The organism is Actinacidiphila polyblastidii, from assembly GCF_036353415.1.
Lineage (GTDB): Bacteria > Actinomycetota > Actinomycetes > Streptomycetales > Streptomycetaceae > Actinacidiphila > Actinacidiphila polyblastidii.
Genome location: NZ_JAZEWV010000013.1, coordinates 23,656 through 49,353, shown reverse-complemented (window position 1 = coordinate 49,353; position 25,698 = coordinate 23,656). Strand labels below are relative to the sequence as shown.

Annotated in this window: 28 protein-coding genes; 14 read left to right on the top strand and 14 right to left on the bottom strand. The window is 74.5% G+C overall.

The features are described from left to right. The first annotated feature begins 9 nt into the window (after positions 1–9). From V2S66_RS17770 to V2S66_RS17745, 6 genes are all read left to right on the top strand, one after another. The gene (locus tag V2S66_RS17770; protein ID WP_330796568.1) at positions 10–321 is read left to right on the top strand and encodes an urease subunit beta; all 312 of its coding nucleotides are present in this window, start codon (positions 10–12) and stop codon (positions 319–321) included. Further along, on the top strand, positions 314–2,035 hold the full coding sequence (locus tag V2S66_RS17765) for an urease subunit alpha (RefSeq protein ID WP_330796566.1): 1,722 nt from the start codon (positions 314–316) through the stop codon (positions 2,033–2,035). Before V2S66_RS17770 ends, V2S66_RS17765 begins: the two co-directional genes overlap by 8 nt. 88 nt (positions 2,036–2,123) lie before the next feature. Continuing rightward, positions 2,124–2,807, top strand: a complete 684-nt coding sequence (locus tag V2S66_RS17760; RefSeq protein WP_330796564.1) for an urease accessory protein UreF — start codon at positions 2,124–2,126, stop codon at positions 2,805–2,807. Between the two features lie 62 nt (positions 2,808–2,869). Next, on the top strand, positions 2,870–3,538 hold the full coding sequence (gene ureG / locus V2S66_RS17755; RefSeq protein ID WP_330796563.1) for an urease accessory protein UreG: 669 nt from the start codon (positions 2,870–2,872) through the stop codon (positions 3,536–3,538). Further along, complete coding sequence (locus V2S66_RS17750) at positions 3,526–4,422, top strand: urease accessory protein UreD (RefSeq protein WP_330796561.1); 897 nt, start codon at positions 3,526–3,528, stop codon at positions 4,420–4,422. Before ureG ends, V2S66_RS17750 begins: the two co-directional genes overlap by 13 nt. Positions 4,423–4,464: 42 nt before the next feature. Then, a complete protein-coding gene (locus V2S66_RS17745; RefSeq protein ID WP_330796783.1) occupies positions 4,465–6,063 on the top strand; it encodes an alpha/beta hydrolase in 1,599 nt (532 codons plus the stop codon). A 73-nt stretch (positions 6,064–6,136) separates the two neighbouring features. On the opposite strand, the gene V2S66_RS17740 is transcribed toward V2S66_RS17745, so the two are convergent. The 8 genes from V2S66_RS17740 to V2S66_RS17705 all read right to left on the bottom strand — a co-directional run bounded on the left by V2S66_RS17740 (position 6,137) and on the right by V2S66_RS17705 (position 14,174). Next, positions 6,137–6,622: a YbaK/EbsC family protein gene (locus V2S66_RS17740; RefSeq protein ID WP_330796559.1), complete on the bottom strand. Its 486-nt coding sequence runs from the start codon at positions 6,620–6,622 to the stop codon at positions 6,137–6,139. A gap of 125 nt (positions 6,623–6,747) precedes the next feature. Beyond that, positions 6,748–7,794 (bottom strand): NAD-dependent epimerase/dehydratase family protein, encoded by a 1,047-nt coding sequence (locus V2S66_RS17735; RefSeq protein ID WP_330796557.1) that lies wholly within the window; start codon positions 7,792–7,794, stop codon positions 6,748–6,750. Between the two features lie 118 nt (positions 7,795–7,912). Next, positions 7,913–8,644, bottom strand: coding sequence for a lysophospholipid acyltransferase family protein (locus tag V2S66_RS17730; RefSeq protein WP_330796556.1), 732 nt, complete (start codon positions 8,642–8,644; stop codon positions 7,913–7,915). 127 nt (positions 8,645–8,771) lie between these two features. Next, positions 8,772–9,815: a hypothetical protein gene (locus V2S66_RS17725; RefSeq protein ID WP_330796554.1), complete on the bottom strand. Its 1,044-nt coding sequence runs from the start codon at positions 9,813–9,815 to the stop codon at positions 8,772–8,774. 35 nt (positions 9,816–9,850) lie between these two features. Then, positions 9,851–10,807 carry a cytochrome c oxidase assembly protein gene (locus V2S66_RS17720; RefSeq protein ID WP_330796552.1) on the bottom strand — a complete coding sequence of 319 codons (957 nt, stop codon included), beginning with the start codon at positions 10,805–10,807 and terminating at the stop codon, positions 9,851–9,853. A 153-nt stretch (positions 10,808–10,960) separates the two neighbouring features. Beyond that, entirely contained in the window at positions 10,961–11,986 is a 1,026-nt protein-coding gene (locus V2S66_RS17715) for a 6-phosphofructokinase (protein ID WP_330796550.1), read from the bottom strand. A 168-nt stretch (positions 11,987–12,154) separates the two neighbouring features. Continuing rightward, positions 12,155–12,883, bottom strand: coding sequence for a type 1 glutamine amidotransferase (locus V2S66_RS17710; protein ID WP_330796548.1), 729 nt, complete (start codon positions 12,881–12,883; stop codon positions 12,155–12,157). Between the two features lie 52 nt (positions 12,884–12,935). After that, positions 12,936–14,174, bottom strand: a complete 1,239-nt coding sequence (locus V2S66_RS17705; RefSeq protein ID WP_330796546.1) for a MurT ligase domain-containing protein — start codon at positions 14,172–14,174, stop codon at positions 12,936–12,938. A gap of 177 nt (positions 14,175–14,351) precedes the next feature. On the opposite strand from V2S66_RS17705, the gene def reads away from it, so the two are divergent. Next, the gene (gene def / locus V2S66_RS17700; RefSeq protein WP_330796544.1) at positions 14,352–14,900 is read left to right on the top strand and encodes a peptide deformylase; all 549 of its coding nucleotides are present in this window, start codon (positions 14,352–14,354) and stop codon (positions 14,898–14,900) included. A gap of 17 nt (positions 14,901–14,917) precedes the next feature. Here the strand turns inward: def and V2S66_RS17695 are convergent, their stop codons facing one another. Beyond that, positions 14,918–15,565, bottom strand: coding sequence for a TetR family transcriptional regulator (locus tag V2S66_RS17695; protein ID WP_330796543.1), 648 nt, complete (start codon positions 15,563–15,565; stop codon positions 14,918–14,920). A gap of 146 nt (positions 15,566–15,711) precedes the next feature. Here V2S66_RS17695 and V2S66_RS17690 point away from each other — a divergent pair, with 146 nt between their 5' ends. Next, the gene (locus V2S66_RS17690; protein WP_330796541.1) at positions 15,712–16,941 is read left to right on the top strand and encodes an acyl-CoA dehydrogenase family protein; all 1,230 of its coding nucleotides are present in this window, start codon (positions 15,712–15,714) and stop codon (positions 16,939–16,941) included. A 58-nt stretch (positions 16,942–16,999) separates the two neighbouring features. On the opposite strand, the gene V2S66_RS17685 is transcribed toward V2S66_RS17690, so the two are convergent. The 3 genes from V2S66_RS17685 to V2S66_RS17675 form a co-directional block, all read right to left on the bottom strand. Continuing rightward, positions 17,000–17,215, bottom strand: coding sequence for a hypothetical protein (locus tag V2S66_RS17685; RefSeq protein ID WP_330796539.1), 216 nt, complete (start codon positions 17,213–17,215; stop codon positions 17,000–17,002). Positions 17,216–17,390: 175 nt separating this feature from the next. Continuing rightward, positions 17,391–17,534 carry a hypothetical protein gene (locus V2S66_RS17680; RefSeq protein ID WP_330796538.1) on the bottom strand — a complete coding sequence of 48 codons (144 nt, stop codon included), beginning with the start codon at positions 17,532–17,534 and terminating at the stop codon, positions 17,391–17,393. 61 nt (positions 17,535–17,595) lie between these two features. Next, complete coding sequence (locus V2S66_RS17675) at positions 17,596–19,722, bottom strand: FUSC family protein (RefSeq protein WP_330796537.1); 2,127 nt, start codon at positions 19,720–19,722, stop codon at positions 17,596–17,598. 158 nt (positions 19,723–19,880) lie between these two features. Between V2S66_RS17675 and V2S66_RS17670 the strand changes: the two genes are divergently transcribed. Together V2S66_RS17670 and V2S66_RS17665 are read left to right on the top strand one after the other, a co-directional pair. Beyond that, the gene (locus V2S66_RS17670) at positions 19,881–20,009 is read left to right on the top strand and encodes a hypothetical protein (RefSeq protein WP_330796535.1); all 129 of its coding nucleotides are present in this window, start codon (positions 19,881–19,883) and stop codon (positions 20,007–20,009) included. A gap of 98 nt (positions 20,010–20,107) precedes the next feature. After that, positions 20,108–20,710 carry a winged helix-turn-helix domain-containing protein gene (locus V2S66_RS17665; RefSeq protein WP_330796533.1) on the top strand — a complete coding sequence of 201 codons (603 nt, stop codon included), beginning with the start codon at positions 20,108–20,110 and terminating at the stop codon, positions 20,708–20,710. A gap of 58 nt (positions 20,711–20,768) precedes the next feature. On the opposite strand, the gene V2S66_RS17660 is transcribed toward V2S66_RS17665, so the two are convergent. Continuing rightward, entirely contained in the window at positions 20,769–21,233 is a 465-nt protein-coding gene (locus tag V2S66_RS17660; RefSeq protein ID WP_330796531.1) for a universal stress protein, read from the bottom strand. Between the two features lie 252 nt (positions 21,234–21,485). Here V2S66_RS17660 and V2S66_RS17655 point away from each other — a divergent pair, with 252 nt between their 5' ends. The 3 genes from V2S66_RS17655 (at position 21,486) to V2S66_RS17645 (ending at position 23,769) form a co-directional block, all read left to right on the top strand. Further along, positions 21,486–22,031, top strand: a complete 546-nt coding sequence (locus tag V2S66_RS17655) for an SRPBCC family protein (RefSeq protein ID WP_330796529.1) — start codon at positions 21,486–21,488, stop codon at positions 22,029–22,031. Between the two features lie 209 nt (positions 22,032–22,240). Next, positions 22,241–22,789 carry a GNAT family N-acetyltransferase gene (locus V2S66_RS17650; RefSeq protein ID WP_330796527.1) on the top strand — a complete coding sequence of 183 codons (549 nt, stop codon included), beginning with the start codon at positions 22,241–22,243 and terminating at the stop codon, positions 22,787–22,789. A gap of 224 nt (positions 22,790–23,013) precedes the next feature. Then, positions 23,014–23,769: a L,D-transpeptidase family protein gene (locus V2S66_RS17645; protein WP_413966423.1), complete on the top strand. Its 756-nt coding sequence runs from the start codon at positions 23,014–23,016 to the stop codon at positions 23,767–23,769. A gap of 62 nt (positions 23,770–23,831) precedes the next feature. Here V2S66_RS17645 and sigJ read toward each other — a convergent pair whose 3' ends face one another. Further along, on the bottom strand, positions 23,832–24,842 hold the full coding sequence (gene sigJ, locus V2S66_RS17640) for an RNA polymerase sigma factor SigJ (RefSeq protein WP_330796526.1): 1,011 nt from the start codon (positions 24,840–24,842) through the stop codon (positions 23,832–23,834). 225 nt (positions 24,843–25,067) lie between these two features. On the opposite strand from sigJ, the gene V2S66_RS17635 reads away from it, so the two are divergent. Then, the gene (locus V2S66_RS17635) at positions 25,068–25,682 is read left to right on the top strand and encodes a DUF6629 family protein (protein ID WP_330796523.1); all 615 of its coding nucleotides are present in this window, start codon (positions 25,068–25,070) and stop codon (positions 25,680–25,682) included. Positions 25,683–25,698 lie beyond the last annotated feature (16 nt).

Sequence of the window (25,698 nt, the reverse complement as noted above, 5' to 3'; positions counted from 1 at the left end):
GGGGCGGAGATGATCCCCGGAGGAATCCGTTACGGCGAGGGGCCCGTCGTGCTCAACGAGGGCCGCCCGGTCACCCGGCTGACCGTGCTCAACGCCGCCGACCGCCCGGTGCAGGTCGGCTCCCACTACCACTTCGCCGAGGCCAACCCCGGCCTGGACTTCGACCGCGCCGCCGCCCGCGGCCTGCGGCTGAACATCGCCGCGGGCACCGCGGTCCGCTTCGAGCCCGGCATCCCGCTGGACGTCGAACTGGTGCCGATCACCGGGCAGCGGATCGTGGCCGGACTGCGCGGCGCGATCGGAGGCCCGCTCGATGCCTGAGCTGTCCCGCGCCATATACGCCGACCTCTACGGGCCCACCACCGGCGACCGCATCCGGCTCGCCGACACCGACCTCCTGGTGGAGGTCGAACGCGACCTGGCGGGCGGCCCCGGCCACGCCGGCGACGAGGCCGTCTTCGGCGGCGGCAAGGTCATCCGCGAGTCCATGGGCCAGGGCCGGGCCACCCGCGCGGACGGCGCCCCCGACACCGTGATCACCGGAGCCGTCGTCCTGGACCACTGGGGCGTCGTCAAGGCCGACGTCGGGATAAGGGACGGGCGGATCACCGCGCTCGGCAAGGCCGGCAACCCCGAGACGATGGACGGCGTCCACCCCGACCTGGTGATCGGACCCGAGACCGAGGTCATCGCGGGCAACGGCAAGATCCTCACCGCCGGCACCGTCGACGCCCATGTGCACTTCATCTCGCCGACCCTGATGCACCAGGCGCTGTCCTCCGGCGTCACCACCGTCGTCGGCGGCGGCACCGGACCCGCAGAGGGCAGCAAGGCGACGACCGTCACGCCCGGCGGCTGGCACCTCGCCCGGATGTTCGCCGCGCTGGAGGCGTACCCGCTCAACGTCGGGCTGCTCGGCAAGGGCAACACGGTCTCCGAACGCTCCATGGAGGACCAACTGGCCGCCGGAGCGGTCGGCTTCAAGATCCACGAGGACTGGGGGGCGACGCCCGCCGCGATCGACGCCTGCCTGCGGGTGTGCGAGCGCAGCGGCGCCCAGATGGCCCTGCACACCGACACGCTGAACGAGGCGGGGTTCGTCGAGGACACCCTCGCCGCGATCGCGGGACGCGGCGTCCACGCCTACCACACCGAGGGAGCGGGCGGCGGGCACGCGCCGGACATCATCACCGTCGTCTCGCATCCGAACATCCTGCCGTCGTCCACCAACCCGACCCGCCCGCACACCGTCAACACCGTCGAGGAGCACCTCGACATGCTGATGGTCTGCCACCACCTCAACGCGGCGGTGCCCGAGGACCTGGCCTTCGCCGAGTCCCGCATCCGGCCCTCGACGATCGCCGCAGAGGACGTCCTGCACGACCTCGGCGCGATCAGCATCATCAGCTCGGACTCCCAGGCGATGGGCCGGATCGGCGAGATCGCGCTGCGCACCTGGCAGACCGCGCACGTCATGAAGCGGCGGCGCGGATCGCTGCCCGGCGACGGGCCGGCCGACAACCACAGGGCCCGCCGCTACGTCGCCAAGTACACCATCAACCCCGCCGCCGCCCAGGGCCTCGACGCCGAGATCGGCTCGGTGGAGGCCGGCAAGCTCGCCGACCTCGTGCTGTGGGAACCGGCGTTCTTCGGTGTCAAGCCGCAACTGGTCATCAAGGGCGGCCAGATCGCGTACGCGCAGATGGGCGACGCCAACGCGTCCATCCCCACGCCCCAGCCGGTGCTGCCCAGGCCGATGTTCGGCGGCGTGGGCGCGGCGCCGGCGGCGAACTCGGTCAACTTCGTCACCCAGGCCGCCCTCGACGACCGGCTGCCCGAACGCCTCGGCCTCGGCAAGCGGTTCACCGCCGTCCGGAGCACCCGCGGCGTCACCAAGGCCGACATGCGGGAGAACGACGCACTGCCGGACGTGCAGGTCGACGCCGACACCTTCACCGTGACCATCGACGGCGAGGTGGTGGAACCGGCGCCTGCCGCCGAACTCCCCATGGCACAGCGGTACTTCCTCTTCTGACCCCTTCTTGCCCTTCCTGCTCTGCTGACCCTTCTCACGTCGCTGACCGCTCTGACCGCTCTGAGCGCCGACCCGGACGGACCCCGCCATGACGACCAGCCGCGCCGCGCTCCTGCTGCTGGCCGACGGCCGCTTCCCGGCCGGCGGCCACGCCCACTCCGGCGGCGCCGAGGCCGCCGTCGCCGACGGCCGGATCACCGACATCGCCACGCTCGCGGACTTCTGCCGCGGCCGGCTGCACTCCACAGGACTGGTCGCCGCCGCACTGGCCGCGGCGGCGACCGCCGGGGTCGACCCGCTCGCCCTCGACGACGAGGCCGACGCGAGAACCCCCTCGGCGACGCTGCGCGCGGTGTCACGGCGGCTCGGCCGCCAGCTGATGCGCGCCGCGCGCGCGGCCTGGCCCGCGCCGGAGCTCGACCGGCTCGCCGCGGCCCGGCCGCGCGGCGCCCACCAGCCCGTGGTCCTCGGCGTCACCGCCCGCGCCGCCGGCCTGTCCCCGATCGACGCCGCCCACGCCGCCGCCTACGAAGCCGCGGGATCGCCCGCGACGGCCGCCGTCCGGCTGCTCGCCCTCAACCCCTTCGACACCACCGCCGTGCTGGCGCGCCTCGCTCCCGAGATCGACCAGGTCGCCGCCGCGGCCGCGCGGTCCGCCGCCCGCGCCGCGGCCGCGGCCGACCTCGGCGCCCTGCCGGCCGTCTGCGCGCCCCTGCTGGACCTCGGCGCGCAGGCGCACGCCGTCCGGCCCGTCCGCCTCTTCGCCTCATGACCGCCCCTCGCCTCGACGCCGCGGCAGGGCGCGCCGTCCGGCAGCACCGAAGGAGCTGAGCCATGCATCTGGACCATCCGCAGGTCTTTCCCGAGCGGTACACCCACTCCCGGCCCGACACGTCGCGGGCGCTGCGGGTGGGCCTCGGCGGCCCGGTCGGGTCGGGGAAGACGGCGACCGTGGCGGCGCTGTGCCGCGCGCTGCGCGACGAGGTGCGCATCGGCGTCGTCACCAACGACATCTACACCCGCGAGGACGCCGACTTCCTGCTCCGCAACGCCGTGCTGCCGCCGGAGCGCATCGTGGCCGTCGAGACCGGGGCGTGCCCGCACACCGCGATCAGGGACGACATCTCGGCCAACCTCGAAGCGGTCGAGGACCTGGAGCACGCGGTCGGGCCGCTGGACCTGGTGCTCGTGGAGTCCGGCGGCGACAACCTCACGGCGACCTTCTCCCGGGGCCTGGCCGACGCCCAGATCTTCGTGATCGACGTGGCCGGCGGCGACGACATCCCCCGCAAGGGCGGCCCCGGCGTCACCACCTCCGACCTGCTCGTGGTGAACAAGGTGGACCTCGCCCCGCACGTGGGCGCCGACCTGGACCGGATGGCGCGTGACGCCGCGGCGTCACGCGGCGGGCTGCCGGTGGTGTTCACCTCGGTGGCCCGTGGCGAGGGCATCGCGCCGGTCGCCGCCTGGGTCCGCGCACAGCTGGGCGCGTGGGCGCCCTGAGCGGCGTGCGGGCGACCGCACGCGTCCGCGCGGTGGCCGATCCGCCGCGCGGCACCGTGCTGCCGCTGCTGGCGGGCGACGGTCCGCTGGCGCTGCGCAGGACCCGGGCCGCGGGGCCCGGCGCCGCCGTCACCGTCGTCGGCGCGATGAGCGCGCCGCTGGGCGGCGACCGGCTGCGCATCGAGGCCGAGGTCGGCTCCGGCGCGCGGCTGACCGTGGGCTCGGCCGCCGCCACCGTCTCGCTGCCCGGCCGCGACGGCGAACCCGCCGCGTACGAGGTGCACCTGAGCGTCGGCGAGGGCGGCGTGCTGCACTGGCTGCCCGAGCCGGTGATCGCGGCCCGCGGCAGCGACCTGCTGCTGACCACCACCGTGGAGCTCGCCCCCACCGCACGGCTGGTGCTGCGCGAGGAGCAGATCCTCGGCCGCCACGGCGAGACGCCCGGCCGGCTCACCACCCGCCTGACCGTACGGCTCGGCGGCCGCCCCCTGCTCACTCAGGAACTGTCCTTCGGCCCCGGCGCCACCCCGGGCTGGGACGGCCCCGCCTGCCTGGGCGGCCACCGCGCGGTGGGCCAGCTGCTGCTCGTGGCACCGGAGTTCGCCGACAGCGCGCCCCTGCTGCTCGGCTCCGACCCGCGGCACGGGCAGGCGGTACGCACCGCGCTGCCGGGTCCCGCCGCGGTGGTCACCGCCCTGGCCCCGGACGGCAGGCGGCTGCGCGCCCTGCTCGACTCCGCCCTCGGCGCGGAGCACGATCCGCCGCGGTCCGGGCCCGCGGCGGCGTCAGATGCCCCCTCCTCGTCACGCTTTGATGAAGAATCACCCACTCGGCCTGTTCACAGCCGACACACAGGGGAAAGGATTCGCACCTCGTCACTGTGACGTCCGTGGCTGCAAACCACGGTTCTTCAGGGGGAGGTTCGAATCGTGAGACGCACGATCGTGCTCGTCTCCACCGGCGTCCTGCTCGCGGGCGCCCTCGCCACGGCGCCCGCGGCCACCGCCGGGCCGCCGCGCTCCGACCACCTGCGGACGGTCCGCGTCCCGGAGTCCGTGGGCGTCGTCATCGCCGCCGCGAACGCCGAGCGCCAGGGCATCCAGTGGGCGGCCTGCCCGACCGGGTGGGGCCTGGCCGCACCCGTGCAGTGCGGGTGGGTCACCGTCCCGATCGACTACACCCGGCCGTTCGGCGCCACCGTCAAGCTCGCCGTCGACCGGGCGGCCAGCACCGGCACGCCCACCGAGCGGCAGGGCTCGCTGGTCTACAACCCGGGCGGCCCCGGCGGCTCGGGACTGCGCTTCCCGCTGCGCGTCGCCACCGCCTCGCCGCTGTGGACCAAGACCGCGAAGGCGTACGACTTCGTCGGCTTCGACCCGCGCGGCGTCGGCCACTCGGCGCCGATCTCGTGCGAGGACCCGCAGGAGTTCGTCAAGGCCCCCAAGGCCGACCCGGTGCCGGACGACCGGGCCGACAAGCTGGCCCAGCGCAAGCTGGCCCGCGAGTACGCCGACGGCTGCCTGGAGCGGACCGGCGCGGCGATGCTCTCCCAGATGACCACCCCGAACACCGCCCGCGACCTCGACGTCATCAGGGCCGGGCTCGGCGAGCGCCAACTCAACTACCTGGGTGTCTCCTACGGCACGTACCTCGGCGCGGTGTACGCCGACCTCTTCCCGACGCACCTGCGCCGCATGATCGTGGACAGCGTGGTCGACCCCTCGCTCGACCAGATCTGGTACCGGAACAACCTGGACCAGGACGTCGCCTTCGAGGGCCGCTGGCACGACTGGCAGCAGTGGGTCGCCACGAACGACCCGGTCTACCACCTGGGCACCACCGCGGCGCAGGTCCAGGCGAAGTGGGTGCAGCTGCGCGCCACCGCCAAGGCGCACCCCGTCGGCGGCGTCGTCGGCCCCAACGAGCTGCTCGGCTTCTTCCAGAACGCCCCCTACTACGACTCCACCTGGGCCACCGTCGCCCGGGTCTTCAGCCGCTACGAGTCCGGTGACACGCAGGCGCTGGTCGACGCCGCGGCCCCCGACCTGTCGAACACCGCGGGGAACATCTCCTCGGAGAACAGCAACGCGGTGTACACGGCGGTGGAGTGCACCGACGCCAGGTGGCCGACGAGTTGGCGGGTCTGGGACCGGGACAACACCGCGCTCAACGCCCGCTACCCCTTTCTGACCTGGGCCAACGCCTGGCTGAACCTGCCGTGCGCGACCTGGCCGGTCAAGCAGCGCACGCCGGTCGACGTGGCCTCGCACCGCGGGCTGCCGCCGGTGCTGATCGTGCAGAGCGCCCGCGACGCGGCGACCCCGTACAGCGGAGCGCTCGCGCTGCACAGCCGGCTCGCCGGGTCGCGGATGATCACCGAGAGGGACGCCGGGTCCCACGGCGTCACCAACCTGGTCAACCCGTGCATCAACGACCGCGTGGACGCGTACCTGCTGAACGGCGCGCTCGACGCCCACGACGTCGTGTGCGGGCCGCACGCGACGCCGGTGCCGACCGCGCCGTAACCCGGCGCGGCAGCGGGCGGGCCGCCGCCGGCCGGGACTCCCGGCGCGGCGGCGGCCCGTCCGGACGCCGCCCTCAGGCGGCGATCCGCTCGGTGCGGGGGTGCGCGACCCGCACGTAGTCCTTGGCCGACAGGGCCAGCGAGCGGTCCAGCCGGGCGGCGTTGAAGAAGATCTCCTCCTGGGTCAACAGGGCCGGGTCCACGATGAGTTCGAGCCGCTCGTCGAAGGAGAAGGGCAGCACCGTGCCGCTGACGCTGCCCGCGAGGCGCTCGGCGACGTCCTGGGACGCGAAGGACACGTAGGTGCCCTCCAGCAGCGCCTTCACCGCGTTCAGGTCCACCCTGCGGTCGCCCGGCACCACCGCGAGGACGTGACGGGTCACCTTCTTGCCCACCTTGACCATCACCACGATGCACTTCGCCGCCTGCGCCAGGGAGTTGCCCCGCAGCGCGCTGACGTCCTCGGTCGCTCCCTGCGGCGCGTGGTCGATGGTGCGGTACTGCGCACCCTGCTCGTCCAGCAGTGCGATCAGCCGGTCGTACGTCTCGTGCTCGCTCATGTCCACCCACGGTCTCTCGACGTGCCCTGTCGCGTTGCCCCCTGCGCGGTGGCAACGCTCCGGCAGCGTACCGGCGGGGAGCCGCCTTGCCGCGACGGGCCCTGAGCGGTCGGCGCCCGGCCCGCTCAGCCGGCGGAGGACGCCAGCCAGGCGTCCTCCGCCGCGTAGTCGAACCAGTCGCCGTGCTCGTCCGACAGCCGGGCCACCAGCGGGAACAGCTCCCGCCAGCGCTCGGCCGCCCCCGCGGAGGCCAGCCACTCCACCGTGCCGGGCAGCGACTGCTCGTACGTCGTCACCGGCCGGTAGCCCAACTCCCGCTCCGCGGACGCCATGTCGAGCACCATGGGGTGCTCCAGCGCCCAGGGGTGGTCGCCGACCCCGTCCTTCCCGGCCGGACCCGCCAGCAGCACCTGCTCCGACCTGGCGCCCAGCACGGCGTCGACCGCCGCGGCGATGTCCGCCACGGTGGGCACCGCCGGGTCCCCGGCGTTCAGCACCCGGGACCCGGGCCTGTGGGACGCCAGCCGGACCAGCTCCGCGAGGTTCGACACGTGCACGGGATGGAAGCGGCTGGCGCCCCCGTAGGCCAGCACCCGCACCGGACGGCCGTCCAGAGCCCGCTTGGCGAAGAACAGTTCACGCGGCAACGGGCTGTGCCTGCCGTGGATCGCGCCGGCCCGCAGCAAGGTGGTGGGCAGCCGGTCGCCGGCGGCCAACAGAAGCCGCTCCAGCTCGACCTTGCGCGTGCCGTACGTCGCGGGGCCCGGCGCGACGGTGTCCAGCGTCTCGGGCGCGGGCACCGGATAGCGGGGCTGGCCGCCGGGCTCGTCCTGGGTGTCGAAGCTGTTGCCCCGCTCGTCCTGGTAGACCGCGGCGCTGGAGATCACCACGGCCGAACCGATCCGCCCGGACAGCGCGAGCAACTGCCGTGCGTGGCCCGCGTCGTAGGCCACGCAGTCCAGCAGCACGTCGCAGCCGTCGCCGAGGGCCGCGGCCAGCGCGGCGTCGTCCGCCCGGTCGACACGGACCGTGCGCACCCCCTCCGGCCAGCTCTCGTCGGCGCCGCCGCCACGCGAGGCCGCCGTCACCCTCCAGCCGTCCGCGGCGAGTGCGCGGACCGCCTGCCGCCCGATCTGTCCTGAAGCGCCGATCACGAACGCGGTTCCCGTCATGCCGCCGACGCTACGTGCCGCGCGGCGGCCCCGGCCAGGGACGTTCGCCGACCGCGGATTCCGCCGATGGCTCAAGGGACCGATCCGGCCCCGTCCCGGCGCCGGTTCGTCGACGGGGTCACCCCCTGCGGCGCAGCCGCCCGGTCACGCCCTGCGGGGTCTGCTGCGCCTGCCGGGCCTGTTCCGCCTTGACGTCGCCTGCGTAGCGGTCCACGTACTCCTGCCCGGACATGCCGAGGATCTCGTACATGATCTCGTCGGTGACCGCCCGCACCACGGCCCGCTGCTCGTCCATGCCCGCGAACCGGCTGAACTCCAGCGGCCGGCCGAAGCGGATGGTGACCCGGCCGATCCGCGGGAGCTTCCGGCCGGGCGGCTGCAGTTCGAAGGTGCCGACCATCGCGCACGGGATCACCGGCACACCGGCGCGCACCGCCATCACCGCGACGCCGGTCCTGCCGCGGTAGAGCCGGCCGTCGTGCGAGCGGGTGCCCTCCGGGTAGATGCCGAGCAGCTCGCCGCGGCCCAGCACCTCCAGGCCGGCGCCGATCGCGGACTGCGACGCCTTGCCGCCCGAGCGGTCCACCGGGATCTGCCCGGCGCTGCGGAAGAACGCCGCGGTCAGCCGCCCCTTCAGACCCGGCCCGGTGAAGTATTCGGCCTTCGCCAGGAAGGTGATGCGGCGCGGCAGGATCGCCGGCATGAGGAAGTGGTCGGAGAACGACAGGTGGTTGCCCGCGACGATCGCCGCGCCGCTCTCCGGAACGTTCTCCATGCCCTCGATGCGCGGCCGGAACAGCAGCTTCAGCAGCGGCCCGAGGAACACGTACTTGAGCAACCGGTAGAACACGGCGGCTGTCTCCCCCTCACACGGCCGTCCCGGCGGCCCCGGGGCGTCCCGGCAGAGTAGTGCCCGCGCCCGGCCCGTGACCAGGGGCGTCACACCGGGCGCGGCGCGCCGCCACCAGGTCCCTTCGCTACCACGTCCCGTCGCCGACGCTGCCGGGGTCGTCGCCCAGCTGCTGCACCTGGTGCGGCGCCACCGGCTGCCACGGCTGCTCGTCGTCGCCGAGCCAGTCGCCGACCGGCTTGACGCCGGCCAGCGGCTCCGCGGGCGCCAGGTCCTCGGCGTCGGCGTCGTAGTAGCCGAACCACGGCAGTCCCGCTGCGTTGTAGGCGGCGCGGTCCACCGGCGACCGCGGGGCGGGCTCGCCGGTGATCGTCCGCCACTGGGGGACCGTCGACAGGTGGACGAACACCCGCCCCGAGGGCTCCGTCCGCCAGTCGGACAGCGGCCGGTCGTCGCGGTAGACCTCCTGCACCATCCTCCCGCCGGCGCCCAGGCCCATCGCCGGCGCGGGCCGCGAGGCCGTCGGCGCCGGCGGCGGCACCGGCCCGCCGCCGGGAGCCATCGCGGGCAGGGCGGCGCCGAACGCGGTCTTCGCGGTCTTCGCGCTCTTGACGCCGCGGGTGTCGTAGGTCCGCGCCTGCTCCCTGCGCCAGCGCTGGAGCGCCTCCTCGCGCAGCTCGAACACCTGCAGCTGCACCCCGCCCCAGACCTCCTCGCCGGAGACCTGGCCCTCCACGGTGGCGCCCAGGCCCAGCGGCACCGCCACGAACTGGCGGATCGTGCCGTCGCCGGAGTTGATGCCGTCCAGCCAGGGCTGGAGGGGCAGCACCACGTAGTTCTGCGGGTCCCGGCCCAGCCGGTCGCTCCACGGCCGGCCGGAGACCGCGCACACCTTGCCGACCCCGATCTGGAGCGCGACGGGCACCGGCGAGGAGAAGCTCAGCCACATCGCCTCGCGCTGGTACACCGGCAGCAGCACGCCGCCGTGCCCCAGCCACTCGGCGGGCGCGCGGTCCGGGTGGTCGGCGACCCGCCGCAGCGGGAAGGCGCCGAGCCCCGGGGGCAGCGGATGCGTCCCCGTCTCCGGCAGCCGCAGCGTCCGCATGAAGCGGACCGTGGCGCCGCCGGGCAGTTCCAGGGCCGAGTCCGAGATCCGTACCTGCTCGCCCACCGCGAGCCCCCCTTCGTCCGCGCAGGACCGGCCGCTCAACCGCGGCCGCGTGCCTCCAAGGATGCCAAGTATGCGTTGTAGGCGACGAGTTCCGCGTCACCGTCGCGGTCCGCCGCGCGGTCGGAGCGGCGCGCCTGGCGCTGCTCGGAGGTGTACCACTGGAAGAGCAGCGCCACCAGCACGATGACCGACGGGATCTCGCTGAACGCCCAGGCGATGCCGCCGGCCATCGTCTGGTCCGTCAGCGGGTCCAGGCCCAGGGAGGCCGCGGGGTGCTTGAAGGTGGTGACCATCGGCTCGCTCGCCATCATCAGGGCGATGCCGAAGAAGGCGTGGAAGGGCATGCCGGCGAAGAGTTCGAGCATCCGCATCACGTAGCCCGGCCGGTGCGGGCCGGGATCGACGCCCATGATCGGCCAGAAGAACAGCAGCCCCACCGCGAGGAAGTGCACCATCATCGCGATGTGCCCGACCTTGCTGCCCATGAGCGTGTCGAACAGCGGCGTGAAGTACAGGCCGTACAGGCTCGCGATGAACAGCGGGATGGTGAAAGCCGGGTGCGTGACGATCCGCATGTACCGGCTGTGCAGCAGCTTCACCAGCAGCTCGCGCGGCCCGATCCGGCCCCGGCCGGCCGTGGGCAGCGCGCGCAGCGCCAGCGTCACCGGCGCGCCGAGCAGCAGCAGGATCGGGGAGAGCATGCTGAGGATCATGTGCTGGACCATGTGCACGCTGAACTGGACCATGCCGTAGTCGTTCAGCCCGGTGCACATCGTCACCCCGACGGTCAGCACACCCAGCACGAAGGCCGCGGTGCGGCCCACCGGCCAGCGGTCGCCGCGCCGCCACAGCCGCAGCGCGCCCCAGCCGTACAGCACCAGCAGCAGCACGCAGCCCACCAGGAAGAACGGGTCGCCGCCGCTGAAGGCCAGGCCCCGCCCGAGGGTGAACGGCGGCAGGTCCATGTGCATGCCGTGTCCGCCGTGATCCATCCGCCGCTCCTTCGACCACATCTGCCCGAACAAGAGTAGAACCGCCCCCGCCGGGGCTTTCGGGCGGGGGCGGTCAGGGCGGCAACGGGCCGTTCGGAGAGCGGCCCGGGGCGGGTCAGCGCGCCGCGGGGGCCGTCCGAGGCCGGCGGCGGGTCACAGCACGCACTCGGCCTCGACGTAGCGCTCGGCCGGGACGGTCTTGAGGTGCTCGACGGCCTCGGAGAGCGGCACCAGGGTGATGTCGGTGCCGCGCAGCGCGGTCATCATCCCGAACCGGCCGTGGTGCACCGCCTCCACCGCGTGCCAGCCGAACCGCGTGGCGAGCACCCTGTCGTACGCGGTGGGGGTGCCGCCGCGCTGCACGTGGCCGAGGATGACCGGCCTGGCCTCCTTGCCGAGGCGCTGCTCCAGCTCCACCGACAGCTGGTTGGCCACCCCGGTGAACCGCTCGTGGCCGTAGACGTCCGTCACGCCCGAGGTGAAGTCCATGCCGCCCTCGCGCGGCTTGGCGCCCTCGGAGACCACCACGATCGCGAACTTCTTGCCCGCCTCGAACCGCTTGCCGACGACCGCGGTCAGCTCCTCGATGTCGAAGGGCCGCTCCGGCACGACGATGGCGTGCGCGCCGGCCGCCATGCCCGAGTGCAGCGCGATCCACCCGGTGTGCCGGCCCATGACCTCCACGATCAGCACTCGCTGGTGCGACTCCGCGGTGGTCTTCAGCCGGTCCAGCGCCTCGGTGGCGACCATCACCGCGGTGTCGAAGCCGAAGGTGACGTCGGTGGAGGCGATGTCGTTGTCGATGGTCTTGGGCACGCCCACGATCGGCAGGCCCGCGTCCGACAGCAGCCGGGCGGCCTTGAGGGTGCCCTCACCGCCGATCGGGATGATCGCGTCGAGACCGAGGTCGGCCACGTGGCCCCGTGCCTGCTCCACGCCGCCGCGCAGGTGGGCGGGCTGCACCCGGGAGGAGCCGAGGATCGTCCCGCCGCGGGCCAGGATGCCGCTCACCGCGTCCAGGTCCAGCTTGCGGTAGTCGCACTCGAGCAGGCCCTTCCACCCGTCGTGGAAGCCGATGACCTCGTCACCGTGGTCCACCACGGCGCGGTGCACCACGGACCGGATGACGGCGTTGAGCCCGGGGCAGTCGCCGCCGCTGGTCAGCACACCAATACGCATTGCTCTCGCTACTCCCGCAACTCAACCGGACGGCCGGACCCCGTCGTCCGGATGGTTCACGGCCAGCTTACCGAGGCCGTCCGCCGCGCCTCCACGCCGACCGCACTGCGGACAGCTGACGATTACCCGAACTCCGGGATACGGGCACGGAGCGTGACCGCGGGCCCGCTACGCGGGCTGGACTGCCGCCGCGATCCGCTCGGCGCGCAGCGCGTCGTACCACTGGTCGTCGACCGGCGGCAGCGCGTTGACGTCCAGGGCCAGCTTGATCAGCATGTCGGCGATGTGCGGATTGCGGGCCATCACCGGGCCGTGCATGTACGTGCCGAACACCGTGTCGTTGAACGCGCCCTCGGTGCCGTCGCCGGTGCCGTTGCCCTTGCCGACCCGCAGCCGGGCCAGCGGGCGCGCGGCCGGGCCCAGATGCGTGACGCCCTGGTGGTTCTCGAAGCCGGTCAGCGGCGGCAGGCCCAGCTGCGGGTCGATGTCGGCCAGCACGTCGCCGACGCAGCGCTCGCCCTCGCCGCGCACGCTGACCACGTCCAGCAGGCCCAGCCCCGGCTCGGGGCGCCCCAGGTCGTTGACGAACTCGTGGCCCAGGATCTGGTAGCCGGCGCACACCGAGAACACGATCGCGCCGTTGGCCACCGCGCGGCTCAGCCCGCCGTCCCTGCGCAGCCGTTCGGCGGCCAGGCGCTGCGGGCGGTCCTCGCCGCCGCCGATCAGGTAGATGTCCCCCGAGGTCGGGATCTGCTGGTCGGAGCGGACGTCGACACGGGAGACCGGGACGCGCCGCTGCAGCGCGCGCCGCTCCACCACCAGCGCGTTGCCCTGGTCGCCGTAGGTGCTGAGCAGGTCGGGGTAGACCCAGACCAGGCGCAGGCTGGAATCACTCATGCGTGCTTCTCCTCAAGCCGGACCGCGGCGTCCCGCGGGCGGGTTCCCCGGGTCAGTTGCCGACCTTGCGGCGCAGGTCCTGGAAGGCGGTGTAGTTCGCGATGGTCTCGATCCGGCCGGGCGGCGCGGAGCGCACCGCCTCCTCCAGGTCGGCGCAGACCAGGAACTGCAGCCCGGCGACCTCCAGCCGGACCGCCAGGTCCAGCTTGCGGTCCCCGAGCACCAGGATCGGGTGCCCGGCCAGCCGGGTGTAGTCCACGTCCCACAGCCAGGACGTGTCGGTGCCGTCCGCGCCGCGGGCGTTGACCGAGAGGATCACCGGCGTGGGCGGACCGTCGATGAGCGAGAACGTCTCCAGCCAGCCGGCGGGGTTCTTCGCCAGCAACAGCCGCAGGTCGCGCCCCTGGTACGACACCACGTCGTAGCGTCCGGCGACGGCCTGCACCTTGTACATCCGCTCCAGGGCGATCTTCGGGTCCACCCCGAAGGCGGCCGCCGCGGCGGCCGAGACCGCCGCGTTCGACCGGTTCGCGCGGCCGGGCAGCTGGAGGTGGATCGGCCAGGCCACGCCGTACGGGTCCACCACGTGGTCGCCGGACAGCGCCCAGGTCGGGGTCGGCCGGCGGAAGCCGCACTCGGCGCAGAACCAGTCCTCGGAGGGGCGCTGGAGCACGCCGCCGCAGGACGGGCAGGACCAGGCGTCGTCCTTCCACTCCTGCCCGGCCGCCACCCAGACCACCGTCGGGCTGGACGAGGCGGCCCAGACGATCAGCGGGTCGTCCGCGTTGGCGATGACGATCGCCTCGACGCCGGCCAGCCCCTCGCGCCACTTCTCGGCGAGCATCCGGGTCTCCGCGGCGCGGTCCAGCTGGTCGCGGGAGAGGTTGAGCAGCGCGATGGCCTTGGGCGCCACGTCGCGGGCGACGCCGGCCAGGTACTTCTCGTCGACCTCGATCACGCCGTACCGCGCGTCGGAGCCGCCGGCCAGCGCGGAGGTGATGCCGGCCGGCATGTTGGCGCCCAGCGCGTTGGAGACGACCGGGCCGTTGGCCCGCAGCGCTTCGGCGAGCAGCCGGGTGGTGGTGGTCTTGCCGTTCGTGGCCGAGACGAGCACCACGTCGAGGTGCCGGGCGAGCCTGGCCAGCAGGTCGGGGTCGAACCTGAGGGCGACCTTGCCGCCGATCACCGACCCGCTGCCCTTGCCGGCCGCGCGCGAAACCGCCGCCGCGGCCCTGCCCGCCGTCACGGCCAGCTTGGCCCGCGGCGACAGCGGCTCCGAGTTGCCTGCCATCGTCTGTCTTCCTCCTCGACTCCGCCCGCGCCGCTGACCTGGCGACGGCCGGTTCTCCTCCCCTGCGGGCCGCGCGCGCGGCCGGGCAAGTTCCGGTCGGGGCCAGCCTATCGACTCCGCGCCCTGGCGCCGCACCGCGCCGCCCCGGCTGGTGCGCCACGCCGTACGCTGTCGGCCATGCGACGCGGCAGCATCCCCGGCAGCACCGGCACCGTCCACCCGGTACGGGTGCTGGGCGACCCCGGTCTGCACGCCGCGTGCGGCGAGGCGGCCGAGTTCGGGGCGCCGCTGGTGCGGCTGGTGGAGGACCTGTTCGCGACGATGTACGCGGCCTCCGGAGTGGGCTTGGCGGCCAACCAGATCGGGGTGCCGCTGCGGGTCTTCGTCTTCGACTGCCCGGACGACGAGGACCGCCGCCACCTCGGCCACCTGGTGAACCCGCGGCTGGTGCACACCGGCGGTCCCGAGATCAGCGGCGCGGAGGGCTGCCTGTCGCTGCCCGGCCTGGAGTACGGGACCCGCCGGCACGACGAGGCGGCGCTGGAGGGGTTCGACATGCTCGGCGCCCCGGTCAGGGTCGAGGGCAGCGGCTTCTTCGCGCGCTGCCTGCAGCACGAGTACGACCACCTGGAGGGCGCCGTCTACACCGAGCGGCTGCGCGGGCTGCGCCGGGTCCGCGCGCTGCGGGCCGCGCGCCGCGCGCCCTGGGGCCCGGGGCGCGCGTGAAGCCCCGGCAGGCTCCGCTACAGCCCGCGGCTGCCCGCCCTGTCGTCGGCCTCGCCGAGCCGCCCCCACAGCAGGCCGGCCAGGCTGCGCACCAGTTCGTCGCGCGAGCAGGGCCGCTCGCCCAGCCACCAGTCGCCGGCCGCGTACATCATGCCGACGATGCCGTGACCCCAGACGCGGGCGGTCAGCCGGCTGTCCTGGCCGAGGTCGAGGCGCTCGGCGATCACGTCGCCGAGGTCCTCGCCCATCCGCCGCAGCAGCGGCACCGAGTGGCGGCCGACGTCGAAGCCCTTCTCGGCGTCGGTGGCGGCCGACTCCGCCGGGTGCATCAGGAAGCGGTAGACCTGCGGCCGGGTCTCGATCGCCGAAAGGTAGGCGTGCAGGGTGGCCTCCACCCGGTCCCTGCGGTCGCCGGGGGAGTCCAGCGCGGTGCGCAGGGTGGCCAGCAGCGCGTCGGTGTGCCGCTTGGCGAGGGCGCGGTACAGCCCGCTCTTGTCGCCGAAGTGGCGGTAGAGGATGGGCTTGGTGATGCCCGCCTCGGCGGCGATGGCGTTCATCGACGCCTCGGGTCCGTCCCGCAGCACCACGCGGTCGGCGGCTTCGAGCAGCTCGTGGCGCCGCCGCTCGGTGGCCGTCCGCTGCTGCTCGCGCTGGCCGGTCTCCACCTGTGCCTCCCCGGTTGTTCGATTGCCGCTGGTCTGCGCAACGTAACATCCCGCGGACGGCCGGCCGCCCGCGGCGGGAGGAGTTGACACGGCTTACCGGTGGGTAACAGACTGCTGTTACCGCAAGTAACCACGTGGAGGGGACCATGGGCGACTTCACGCTCGAACTCAACGACGACCAGCAGTCCGTGCGCGATTGGATCCACGGCTTCGCCGCCGACGTGATGCGCCCGGCCGCGGCCGAGTGGGACGAGCGCGAGGAGACGCCCTGGCCCATCATCCAGGAGGCGGCCAAGATCGGGCTGTACTCGCTCGACTTCTACGCCCAGCAGTTCTTCGACCCCACCGGCCTCGGCATCCCGATGACCATGGAGGAGCTGTTCTGGGGCGACGCGGGCATCGCGCTGTCCATCGTCGGCACCGGCCTGGCCGCCGTCGGCGTGCTCGCCAACGGCACCGAGGAGCAGATCGGCACCTGGGTGCCGCAGATGTACGGCGACGCCGACGACGTGAAGGTCGCCGCCTTCTGCTCCTCCGAGCCCGACGCCGGCTCGGACGTCGGCGCCATGCGGACCCGCGCGGTCTACGACGAGGCCAAGGACGAGTGGGTGCTCAACGGCACCAAGACCTGGGCCACCAACGGCGGCATCGCCAACGTCCACGTGGTCGTCGCGGTGGTCGACCCGGACCTGGGCACCAGGGGCCACGCCTCCTTCATCGTGCCGCCCGGCACCCCGGGCCTGTCCCAGGGGCAGAAGTTCAAGAAGCACGGCATCCGCGCCTCGCACACCGCCGAGGTCGTCCTGGAGGACTGCCGGATTCCCGGCGACTGCCTGCTGGGCGGCAAGGACAAGCTCGACGAGCGACTCGCCCGCGCCCGCGAGCGCGCGAAGGCGCCGGGCGGCGAGCGCGTGAAGAACGCCGCCATGGCCACCTTCGAGGCGTCCCGTCCCGCGGTCGGCGCGATGGCCGTCGGCACCGCCCGCGCCGCCTACGAGTACGCCCTGGAGTACGCCAGGAGCCGCGAGCAGTTCGGCCGCCCCATCATCGACAACCAGGGCGTGGCCTTCCAGCTCGCCGACATGCGGACCCAGATCGACGCCGCCCGCCTGCTGGTGTGGCGCGCGTCCTGGATGGCCACCGCGGGCCGCCCGTTCACCTCGGCCGAGGGCTCGATGTCCAAGCTGTTCGCCAGCGAGACCGCCAAGAAGGTCACCGCGCAGGCCATCCAGATCCTCGGCGGCAACGGCTACACCCGGGAGTACCCGGTCGAGCGCATGCACCGGGACAGCGCGATCTACACGATCTTCGAGGGCACCAGCGAGATCCAGCGGCTGGTCATCGCCCGCACGCTGTCCGGACTGCCCATCCGCTGACCCGGACCGGCCCGCGCACGCGAACGCCCCCGTCCACGCGGCGGGGGCGTCGGTGCGGTCAGTCCTCGTAGCGGGCCAGTGCCAATCCCAGCCCGAAGAACGTCGGCGCCCACTCGCCGATGAAGATCCCCCACCGGTCCGCACGCGAGGTGCCGGTCGCCTCGGCCTGCATCGACGCCGTCCACGACAGCACCGCCAGGCCGATCGACCCGAACGCCGCCGCATAGCAGTGCTCGGACTTCAGACCGTTCTCGTGCAGCATCTTCACGATCACAGGAGACTCCTCGGAACGCGGGCCGGGAGACCACCATCACCCGCGCACCGCTCTGCCGCATCCCGTGCGCGCACACGAGTGAGCGGGGCGTGGCCCGCCCCGCGCGTGAAGCTCCCGTGTGCGCCGAGGTCGCCCTGCGCCGCGGCCGTCGTGCGCCGAGGCCGCCGCGCGCCGCTCAGTCGTTGCGGTAGCCGCGCAGCAGGAACCACGCCATCAGGGCCACGCCGACCACGGCGACCACGATGACGATGCGCATGATCGGGCTGCCCCCGGACGTCGAGTGGTTGAGCGCGAGGCTCGTCAGCCGGTGGGTGTGCATGGGGACTCCTCAGGGACCTGTCCGGCGGGTGCCCGTCGGGCTCGGCGAACCAGCCTAGTCCTCAGTCCCGGCCGCCCCCGGCACCGGGTCCGCGGCCGCGCGGTGCGCCGCCGCCAGCCGGGTGGCGCCGCCCCAGCGACCTGGGCCGCAGGGCCTCGGCGAGATCGTCCAGCGTCTCGCCGACCAGTTCGGCGCCGCGCCGCACGATCCGCTCCTCGCCCGGCGCCGCCTGCCAGCCCTCCAGCACCTCGCGCAGCGGCTGCCAGCTGGGCGCGCGGCGGTCCCGTACGTCGGCCGCCGCGGCCGCGGTGGTCTCCCGCAGCGCCCGCGCGAACCGCGCCGCGCCCGGCGACGGGGGAGCGTCGCGCGGCGGCAGATGCGCCTCCATCAGCAGACCGATCCGGCCGAGCCCGGACAGCGCCGCGTCGGCGTCGCGCACCGCGGTGCGCGACAGGCCCCGGTGCCGTACCGGCTCCACGTCCGCGCGGAAGACCGCCTGGTCCCAGGTGGTGCCCGCGGCCCGCACGTCGAGCAGCGCCCCGCGCACCGCCCCCGGCCGGCGGCTGCCCGGATCGCCGTACGCGTCCATCACCGCCGCCGTGTACGCCGCCGTCGCCTCCAGCCACTCCGCGAGCCGGTCCCGCAGCCGCGTCGTCTCCCAGGCGGGGAAGACCGCGTAGGCGGCCATCGCCAGCACACCGCCGAGCAGCGTCAGCAGCACCCGGTCGCGCACCGTCTGCTCCAGCTGGGTGCCGCCCATGCCGAGCAGGAAGACCACGTACCCTCCGACGCACGCCTGCGCCACCACGTACCCGGTGCTCAGCAGCAGGTACATCAGCCCGACGCACACCACCGCCAGCACCGCGAAGGTGTACGTGCCCGGGTGCGCGAACCTGGTCACGGCGGTGGCGACGCTGACGCCCACCAGGGTGCCGGTGAACCGGGCCACGCCCCGCTCGTAGGTCTGGGTGAAGTCCGGGCGCATCACCATCACCGAGGTCATCGGCGCCCAGTAGCCGTGCCCGAGCGGCAGCGCCGTGCCCAGCAGGTAGCCCGCCGAGGCGACCGCGGACAGCCGGACCGCGTGCCGGAGCACCGGCGAGTCCCAGTGGGCCTGCCGGCGCACCGCCCGCCAGGCCAGCGGCGCCAGCTCGCGCGGCGAGGGCCGCAGCAGATGGGCGGAGCCCGTGGTGTCGGCCGGCCCCGATCCGTCGGCCCGCTCGATCGCCGCGGCCAGCAGCGAGGCCAGCCGGGTCGCCGAGCGGGCGGCCGCCCCGGTCAGCTCCGCGTCCGTCTCCGGTGTCCGCAGCAGCTGCTGCACCTCGCCGGGCACCCGGACCCGGGTGCCGCTCCTGATCGCCCGCGCCACCGCGTCGAGCACGTCGGCCGCCACCGCGAGCATCTCCCTGGCCCGGTCCCGCTCGGGGCCCTCGGCCGCCGCGCCCACCCGCGGGTCGGCCAGCGACGCCAGCACCGGGCGGATGCGCTCGGCCAGCGCCCGGTTGCCGTGCAGCTCCTCGGGGCGCCGCCGTGCCTGCCAGGGGGAGACCACAGCGGCGCTGCGCGCGGTCATCAGCGGCGCCGGGTCGAAGGGCGCCAGCGGGTCGTGCCGCAGCCGCCGGGCGAAGTCGGCCTCGGCGGCGAAGGCGTCGGCCAGCGCGTCCCGCTGGCGGCCCCAGCGCCGCACCGGGAAGACCACGATCAGCAGCGCCTGCACCAGGCCGCCCACCGCGATGAGCGCCGCGTGGTGGAGCGCGCTGAGCACCGAGGTGGGCAGCGTCACCACGACCAGCATGACCACCACGGTCAGCGCGGAGACCGTGCCGGTGGTCGGCCCCAGCGCCCAGGCCATGCCCGCGCCGAACGCCCACACCGCGACCAGCAGCACGAACAGCACCGTGTGGGAGGCGGCCAGGTACCCCAGGAAGGTGCTCACCGCGAGCCCCGCCGCCGCGGCCATCGCCAGCACCGGCCGCGGCCGCCAACTGCGCTGCAGCGTCGCCACCCCCGCCGCGAACGCGCCGAACGCCGACGACGCCGCCACCGGCGGCGACCACAGCCACAGCGACAGCGCGATCACGATCGCCACGCCGCCGGCCGTGCGCAGCGCGACCAGCGGCTCCAGCCGCGTCCGCTCCACCCGCAGCCCGGACCTGGCGGTCCTGCGCAGCGCCCGCCACCACGTCATGCCCCAGAGAATAGGCGCAAACCGCCGCATAACCTCCGCCGTCTGCTCGCCGTCCGCGGGAACTCCCCGCAGCGGCCATTGTCCGGCGCGGCCACGGCGCACCGCGGACCGGCCCCACCCCCTCACGCGGCCCGCCCGGGTCTGCTTCAATAGGACACATGGCCAGCACTACTGACTCCGGGACAGGTCGCCACGACCTCGAGCCCTTCTGGCCGTCCCGGCAGGAGCACCACTTCGACCGCTGGTGTTGCCGCGCGATCCCCGCGCGGACCCGCATCTGCCGCTGACTCCTTCCGCAGCCCGGCCCTCCGGCCGCTGCCGTCGGCACCCGGTCCCGCGCAATACGGCGTCCTCTCCGACCCCTTCGCGCGAAAGAGCCGCAACCATGTCGAACGTCTCCTCCTTCCAGCCGTCCCCCTACCCGGCGCGCACCGCACCGGCCGCCGGCCAGGCGCCCACCGCGGCGAGCCGCCAGCGGCTGCGCGCCGTACGCCCCGACGAGGCGCCGCCCGCACCGGACTTCCTGCCGCCGGGCGCCACCTGGCTGCCCGCGCCCGGACACGTGCTGCCCGCGACCGCCGGCGGCGCCCCGATGGTCGGCTACCTGGTGCTGGTGCCCGCGGAACCCGGACTCGGCACGCCACCGCCGGTGGTGCGCCGCCGGCCCGAGGAGGGCGCCGCGGCGGCCTCCCCGGTGAGCATCGACGCCGAACGCCGCACCGCGGCCGTGGACGGGCGGCTGCTCGATCTGACCTACCTGGAGTTCGAGTTGCTCGCCCACCTGGTCGCGCACCCGCACCGGGTGCACTCCCGCGACCAGTTGGTCACCACCGTCTGGGGATACGGCCACGTCGGCGACGGCCGCACCGTGGACGTGCACGTCGCGCGGCTGCGCCGCAAGCTCGGCGCGGAGCACCGCGGGAGCATCGTCACGGTGCGCCGGGTCGGCTACAAGTACGCCCCCGCCGCCACCGCGGCGCTCGTCTGACCGCGGGCCGCGACCGCCGCCCGAGGGCGGACCGCGCCGGCCGCACCGGCCGGCGCGGTCACGGAACCACCGTGACCGGCCACTTGCCCGCCTTCACCAGGCGTACGGCGACCGAGCCGACGAAGCGGTGCCCGGCCCGCTCCGAGGCGCCGACCACCACCGCGTCCGCCTTGAGCTGGTCGGCGGCCATCGCCACGCCGTTGTACGGGTCGCCCCGGAAGGTGTGGAACTCCCACCGCACCTGGAAGACGCCCTTGAGCCGCTCCACCTGCGTCCTTATCTCGGTGAGCAGCTGCTCGGCGACGCCGGTGTCCGCCTCGGCGACCGGGACGCCCAGGGCCGCGCCGCCGGGCAGATAGGGCTGCACGTACACCAGCGCGAGCAGGGCGTTCTGGCGCCGGGCGAGGCCGGCCGCGTAGGCCGCCGCCCGCCAGGACGACTCCGAGCCGTCCAGTCCGGCGACGATCACCTTCGGTCCGTCCGTACCGCGCTCGAAACGTGCGGGCACCTGCTGTTCCTCCACCCGGCCAGGCTAGCGGCCGGCGGGCCCGCGGCCCATCCCCGGGACGGCCGAGCGGACACCCTTCGTTCTCACCCGAATGGACCCATTGCCACGACATGTGCACTTTTGCGGGGCACGCTGTGGGAGAGGAGTGAAGCAGGCGGCCTTCCACCCGCCCGGCGCACGCGCCGTCGGATCCGGTCCACCGGGTCGCGACCGGCCCGCGCCCGCGCGCACGGCAGGCCACCCACGCCGCTACCGGGGAGGTTCGTGATGCCGAGCGTTGCCGTCAACGTGTTCGTGCAGAGGCCGGCTGCCGAGGTCTTCGACTTTCTCGCCGACGCCCGCAACCTCGCCCTGTGGAGTTCAGGAGTCGCCTCCGTCGAGGCGGCGTACGTCGCGCCGGGGGCCGACGCGGTCTACCGCTACCGCTACCCGGGCCGGCGCCGGCCGCACCGCCTGGTGTGCGCCGACTTCGAGCCCTGCCGCCGGATAGCCTTCCGCGGCCAGCGGATGTGGAGTCCGCTGGGCACCCAGGTGCCGATCTACTCCTTCGACCTGCTGCCGCACGCCGACGGCACGTTGGTACGGCTGTCGGTCGACAGTTCGCTGAGCGCCGCGCTGATGCTTCTCGCGCCGCTGGTCGCGATGGCCTGGCGCCGCGATCTGCCGACGGACGGCCGCAAGCTGTGCGACCTCCTCGGCGGCGTCCAGCCCGCCACGGCCAAGCCTCCCGCCGCCTCGACGGCCGCGGCCGTGCCCTCGGCGACGCCGGTCCGGACTTCGTCCGCACCGAATGGCTTCGACTACGCTCATTGAGTGTTAAACTAACCATGTGAAGCAGCGAGCGTGATAATTACGCTGCTCCCGCAGAGACTGCCCCGGCCAGGTCCCCCCGTCCCGGCCGGGGCTCCTCTGCGTCCGGGGGCCGTCCGCGCGCTCCGGCCCGGCCCGTCACAGCGCCGGTTTCCACGCCCCGGGCCCGCACCCGCCCCGCGCTGTCGTACCCCCGCCGTACGGTGATCGACATGGACGACGCACCCACGCCCCCGCACGCCCCGGCCGGCGCCGCACCGGTACGGCTCAGGACCTGGTCGCCGGACGACCTCCGGCTGCTGCGCAGGACCAACGCCCCGGAGATGACCGAGCACCTGGGCGGCCCCGAGACCGAGGAGAAGCTCGCCGAGCGCCACGAGCGCTACCAGCGCATCGACGGCGACGCCGGGCGGATGTTCGCGATCGTGCTGGAGGCCACCGGCGAGGCGGTGGGGTCGATCGGCTTCTGGGGGCGGACCTGGCAGGACCAGCCGGTCTACGAGACGGGCTGGGGCGTGCTTCCCGAGTACCAGGGCCGCGGGATAGCCGCCGCCGCCGCGCGGCTGGTCGTCGTCGAGGCGCGCGAACGCGGCGACCGCCGATGGCTGCACGCCTTCCCGAAGGTCGAGCACGCCGCCTCCAACGCCGTGTGCCGCAAGGCGGGTTTCACCCTGATGGGGGAGTGCGCGTTCGAGTACCCCAAAGGCCATCCGATCAGGTCGAACGACTGGCGCACGGAGCTGAGTGCGCCGGAGATCTGAGCGGTGCTCAGGCGCGGCCCGGGGGTGGCGCCGGGGGTGCCGCCGGGGGTGGCGCCGGGGTGCGGGACTGGCGCGCCGGCCCTCCGGGAAAGGATGCTTCGGTTCACGGCTCGCACCCCGGACTGCGAGCCGGGCCCGACGGCGGTGGCCCCGGCCCCCGCCGCCCGGCCGGCGCGGTCACCGCACCGCGCGCACCCGCCGTCCGATCAGCAGGAGGTCCCGTGATCGCCCGTTCCGCCCCCGCCCGTGCCCTCGTCGCCGCGGCCGCGCTCGGCCTGAGCGCGCTCGGCGCCGCCGGCCCGGTGCACGCCGAGGGCCGGATCTCCGCGCCCGCGCACGGCCTCGGCCCGGCGGTGCCGCTGCCCCGGCTGATGGCCGACACCGGCGGCGGGACCCAGCTGATCACCGCGATCGCCCCGCTGCTGGGCGCCACCACCGGCACGCTGACCTGGTGGGAGCAGACGGGCGGCACCTGGCACGCGGTCGGCAGCGCCCCGGCCCGCTTCGGCGCGCACGGACTCGTCGACGGACCCACCCGCAAGCAGGGCACCAGCACCACGCCCACCGGCCTGTACGGCCTGCCCTTCGCCTTCGGCAACGCGGCCGCGCCCAGCGGCACCACGCTGCCGTACCGCAAGGTCACCCCCACCGCCTGGTGGTGCGAGGACGTGAACTCCACCGCGTACAACCGCTGGGTGAGCCCGCTGCCGCACGACTGCCGGGCGAGCGAGTCCGAGCAGCTCGCGAGCTACCCGACGCAGTACGCCCACGCCGTCGTCATCGACTACAACTACGCCACGCCGGTCAAGGGACGCGGCGCGGGCATCTTCCTGCACGTCAACGGCAGCGGGGCGACCGCGGGTTGCGTGTCGGTGCCCGCCGACGCGATGAACCGCATCACCGCCTGGCTGCGGCCCGGCGCCCACCCGCACATCGCGATCGGCACCACGGGCGGCGACACCGCGGTGGCCCGCTACTGACCGGGCCGGACCACCACGGAGCCGCCGCACCGGACAGGGTCACGGAAGCCAGTTGCGCGCGCTCATCGCCCGTCCTCCTGTGCCTCGTCGGGGGCTGACGCGCCGTCCGGCGGGGCGGCGGCGTCGTCGAGCCGCACCCCGGACAGCTTGTCCGGATTGGTGACCAGGAAGATGTCCGTCACGCGGTCGTTGTCCGGGCTGAGGTCCACGACCATCACCGCGTACGGCGAGTCGCCGGAGAAGACGACGGCCGACGGGTCGCCGTTGACGTGCCGGTACTGGATGTCCAGGGTCCGCGGCCGCTGCCGGCTCGCGTAGCCGTTGAGCATCCGCGCGACCTTCTCGCGCCCCCGCACCGGGTGCAGCGCCGAGCGCGCCTTGCCGCCGCCGTCCGACCACATCGTGACCTCCGGCGCGAGCAGGCTCATCAGCGCCGCCAGGTCGCCGCCGAGCGCCGCGGCGATGAACCGCTCCGTCACCTCCTGCTGCACCCTCGGGTCGGCCTGGTAGCGCGGCCGCCGCGCGTGCACGTGCTCGCGCGCCCGGTGCGCCAACTGCCGTACCGCCGACGGGCTGCGGCCCAGGATCTCGGCGATCTCGGTGTGCGCGTAGCCGAACACCTCGTGCAGCACGAACACCGCGCGCTCCAGCGGCGTGAGCGTCTCCAGCACCACCAGCAGCGCCATCGAGACGGACTCCCCGCGCAGCGCGGGCTCCGCCGGGTCCGCGGCCCGCGCGCCCTCCCCCTCCTGCGGCGCGCGGGTGACCAGCGGCTCCGGCAGCCACGGCCCGACGTACGTCTCACGGCGCCGGCTGATCACCGCCTGCCGGGCCAGCGCCTGGTTGACCGCGATGCGCACCAGGTACGCGCGCGGGTTGTCGATCTCCTCGACGGGAGAGCGGCTGCTCCGCCCTGACCAGGCCAGCCAGGTCTCCTGCAGCACGTCCTCGGTGTCGGCGACGCTGCCGAGCATGTTGTGAACGACCGAGAAGAGCAGTTCGCGGTGGCCCACGAACACCTCGGTCGCGCGGTCGCCGGCCGCTTCGGCCGGCCGGGCCGGAGTGTCGGACACGATGGAGCCTCCCTGATGCGTTTCCCCTGAGAGGGCCCGCGGCCTCCCCAGCGTGACATCCGCCGCGCGGATGTGACGCACGTCTCGCCGTCCGGCCGATCGGCGCCGGGGGTGGGCGCGCGCCCACCGCGGCCGCCGGGCGGGCAGGCCGTAGCGTGGGACCGTGGCGCGGCCGGCGGATGCGTGCGGCCGGGCCGGGCCGGGACCGGAACCGCGAGGTGACCCATGTGCTGGAGCGCGACCGCCGACCTGGCCGCGGGAGCGGTCGTCACGGCCCTCGGCGCCGGCTGCCTCGCCCGGGTCCGCCGCCCCCGCGAGCTGCCGCTCGCCGCCCTGCCGGTGCTGCTCGGCGCACACCAGCTGATCGAGGCGGCGGTCTGGCGGCAGGGCGGCGGCACCGGGCCCGCGGTCACCGCCTGGACGGTCGTCGCGATGCCGCTGCTGGCCGCGTGGGTTCCGCTCGCGGTGCTGGCCGCCGCGCCGCCGCGGGCCCGCGCCCGGGCGGCCGTCCCGGCCGCGCTCGGCGTGGCCACGGCCGCCGTCCTCGCGGTCTCCCTCGCCGCGCGGGCGCCCGCCGCCGACATCCGCGGCCACACCGTCGGCTACGCCGTTCGCGTGCCGTACCCGCCGCTCGTCGTCGCCGGCTACCTGCTGGCCACGGTCGGCGCGCTGCTGCTGTCCGCCGACCCCCTGCTGCGCCTGCTCGGCGCCCTCACGGCGGCGGGCGCCGTGCTGTGCGCCGCGCTGTGGCGGCTTGAGTTCGTCTCCACGTGGTGCGCCCTGGCCGCGGTCGCCTCCCTCGTCCTGCTGGCGCGCGCCTGGCGGCCGGCCCCGGCGTGACCCTGGGCCCCGTGCG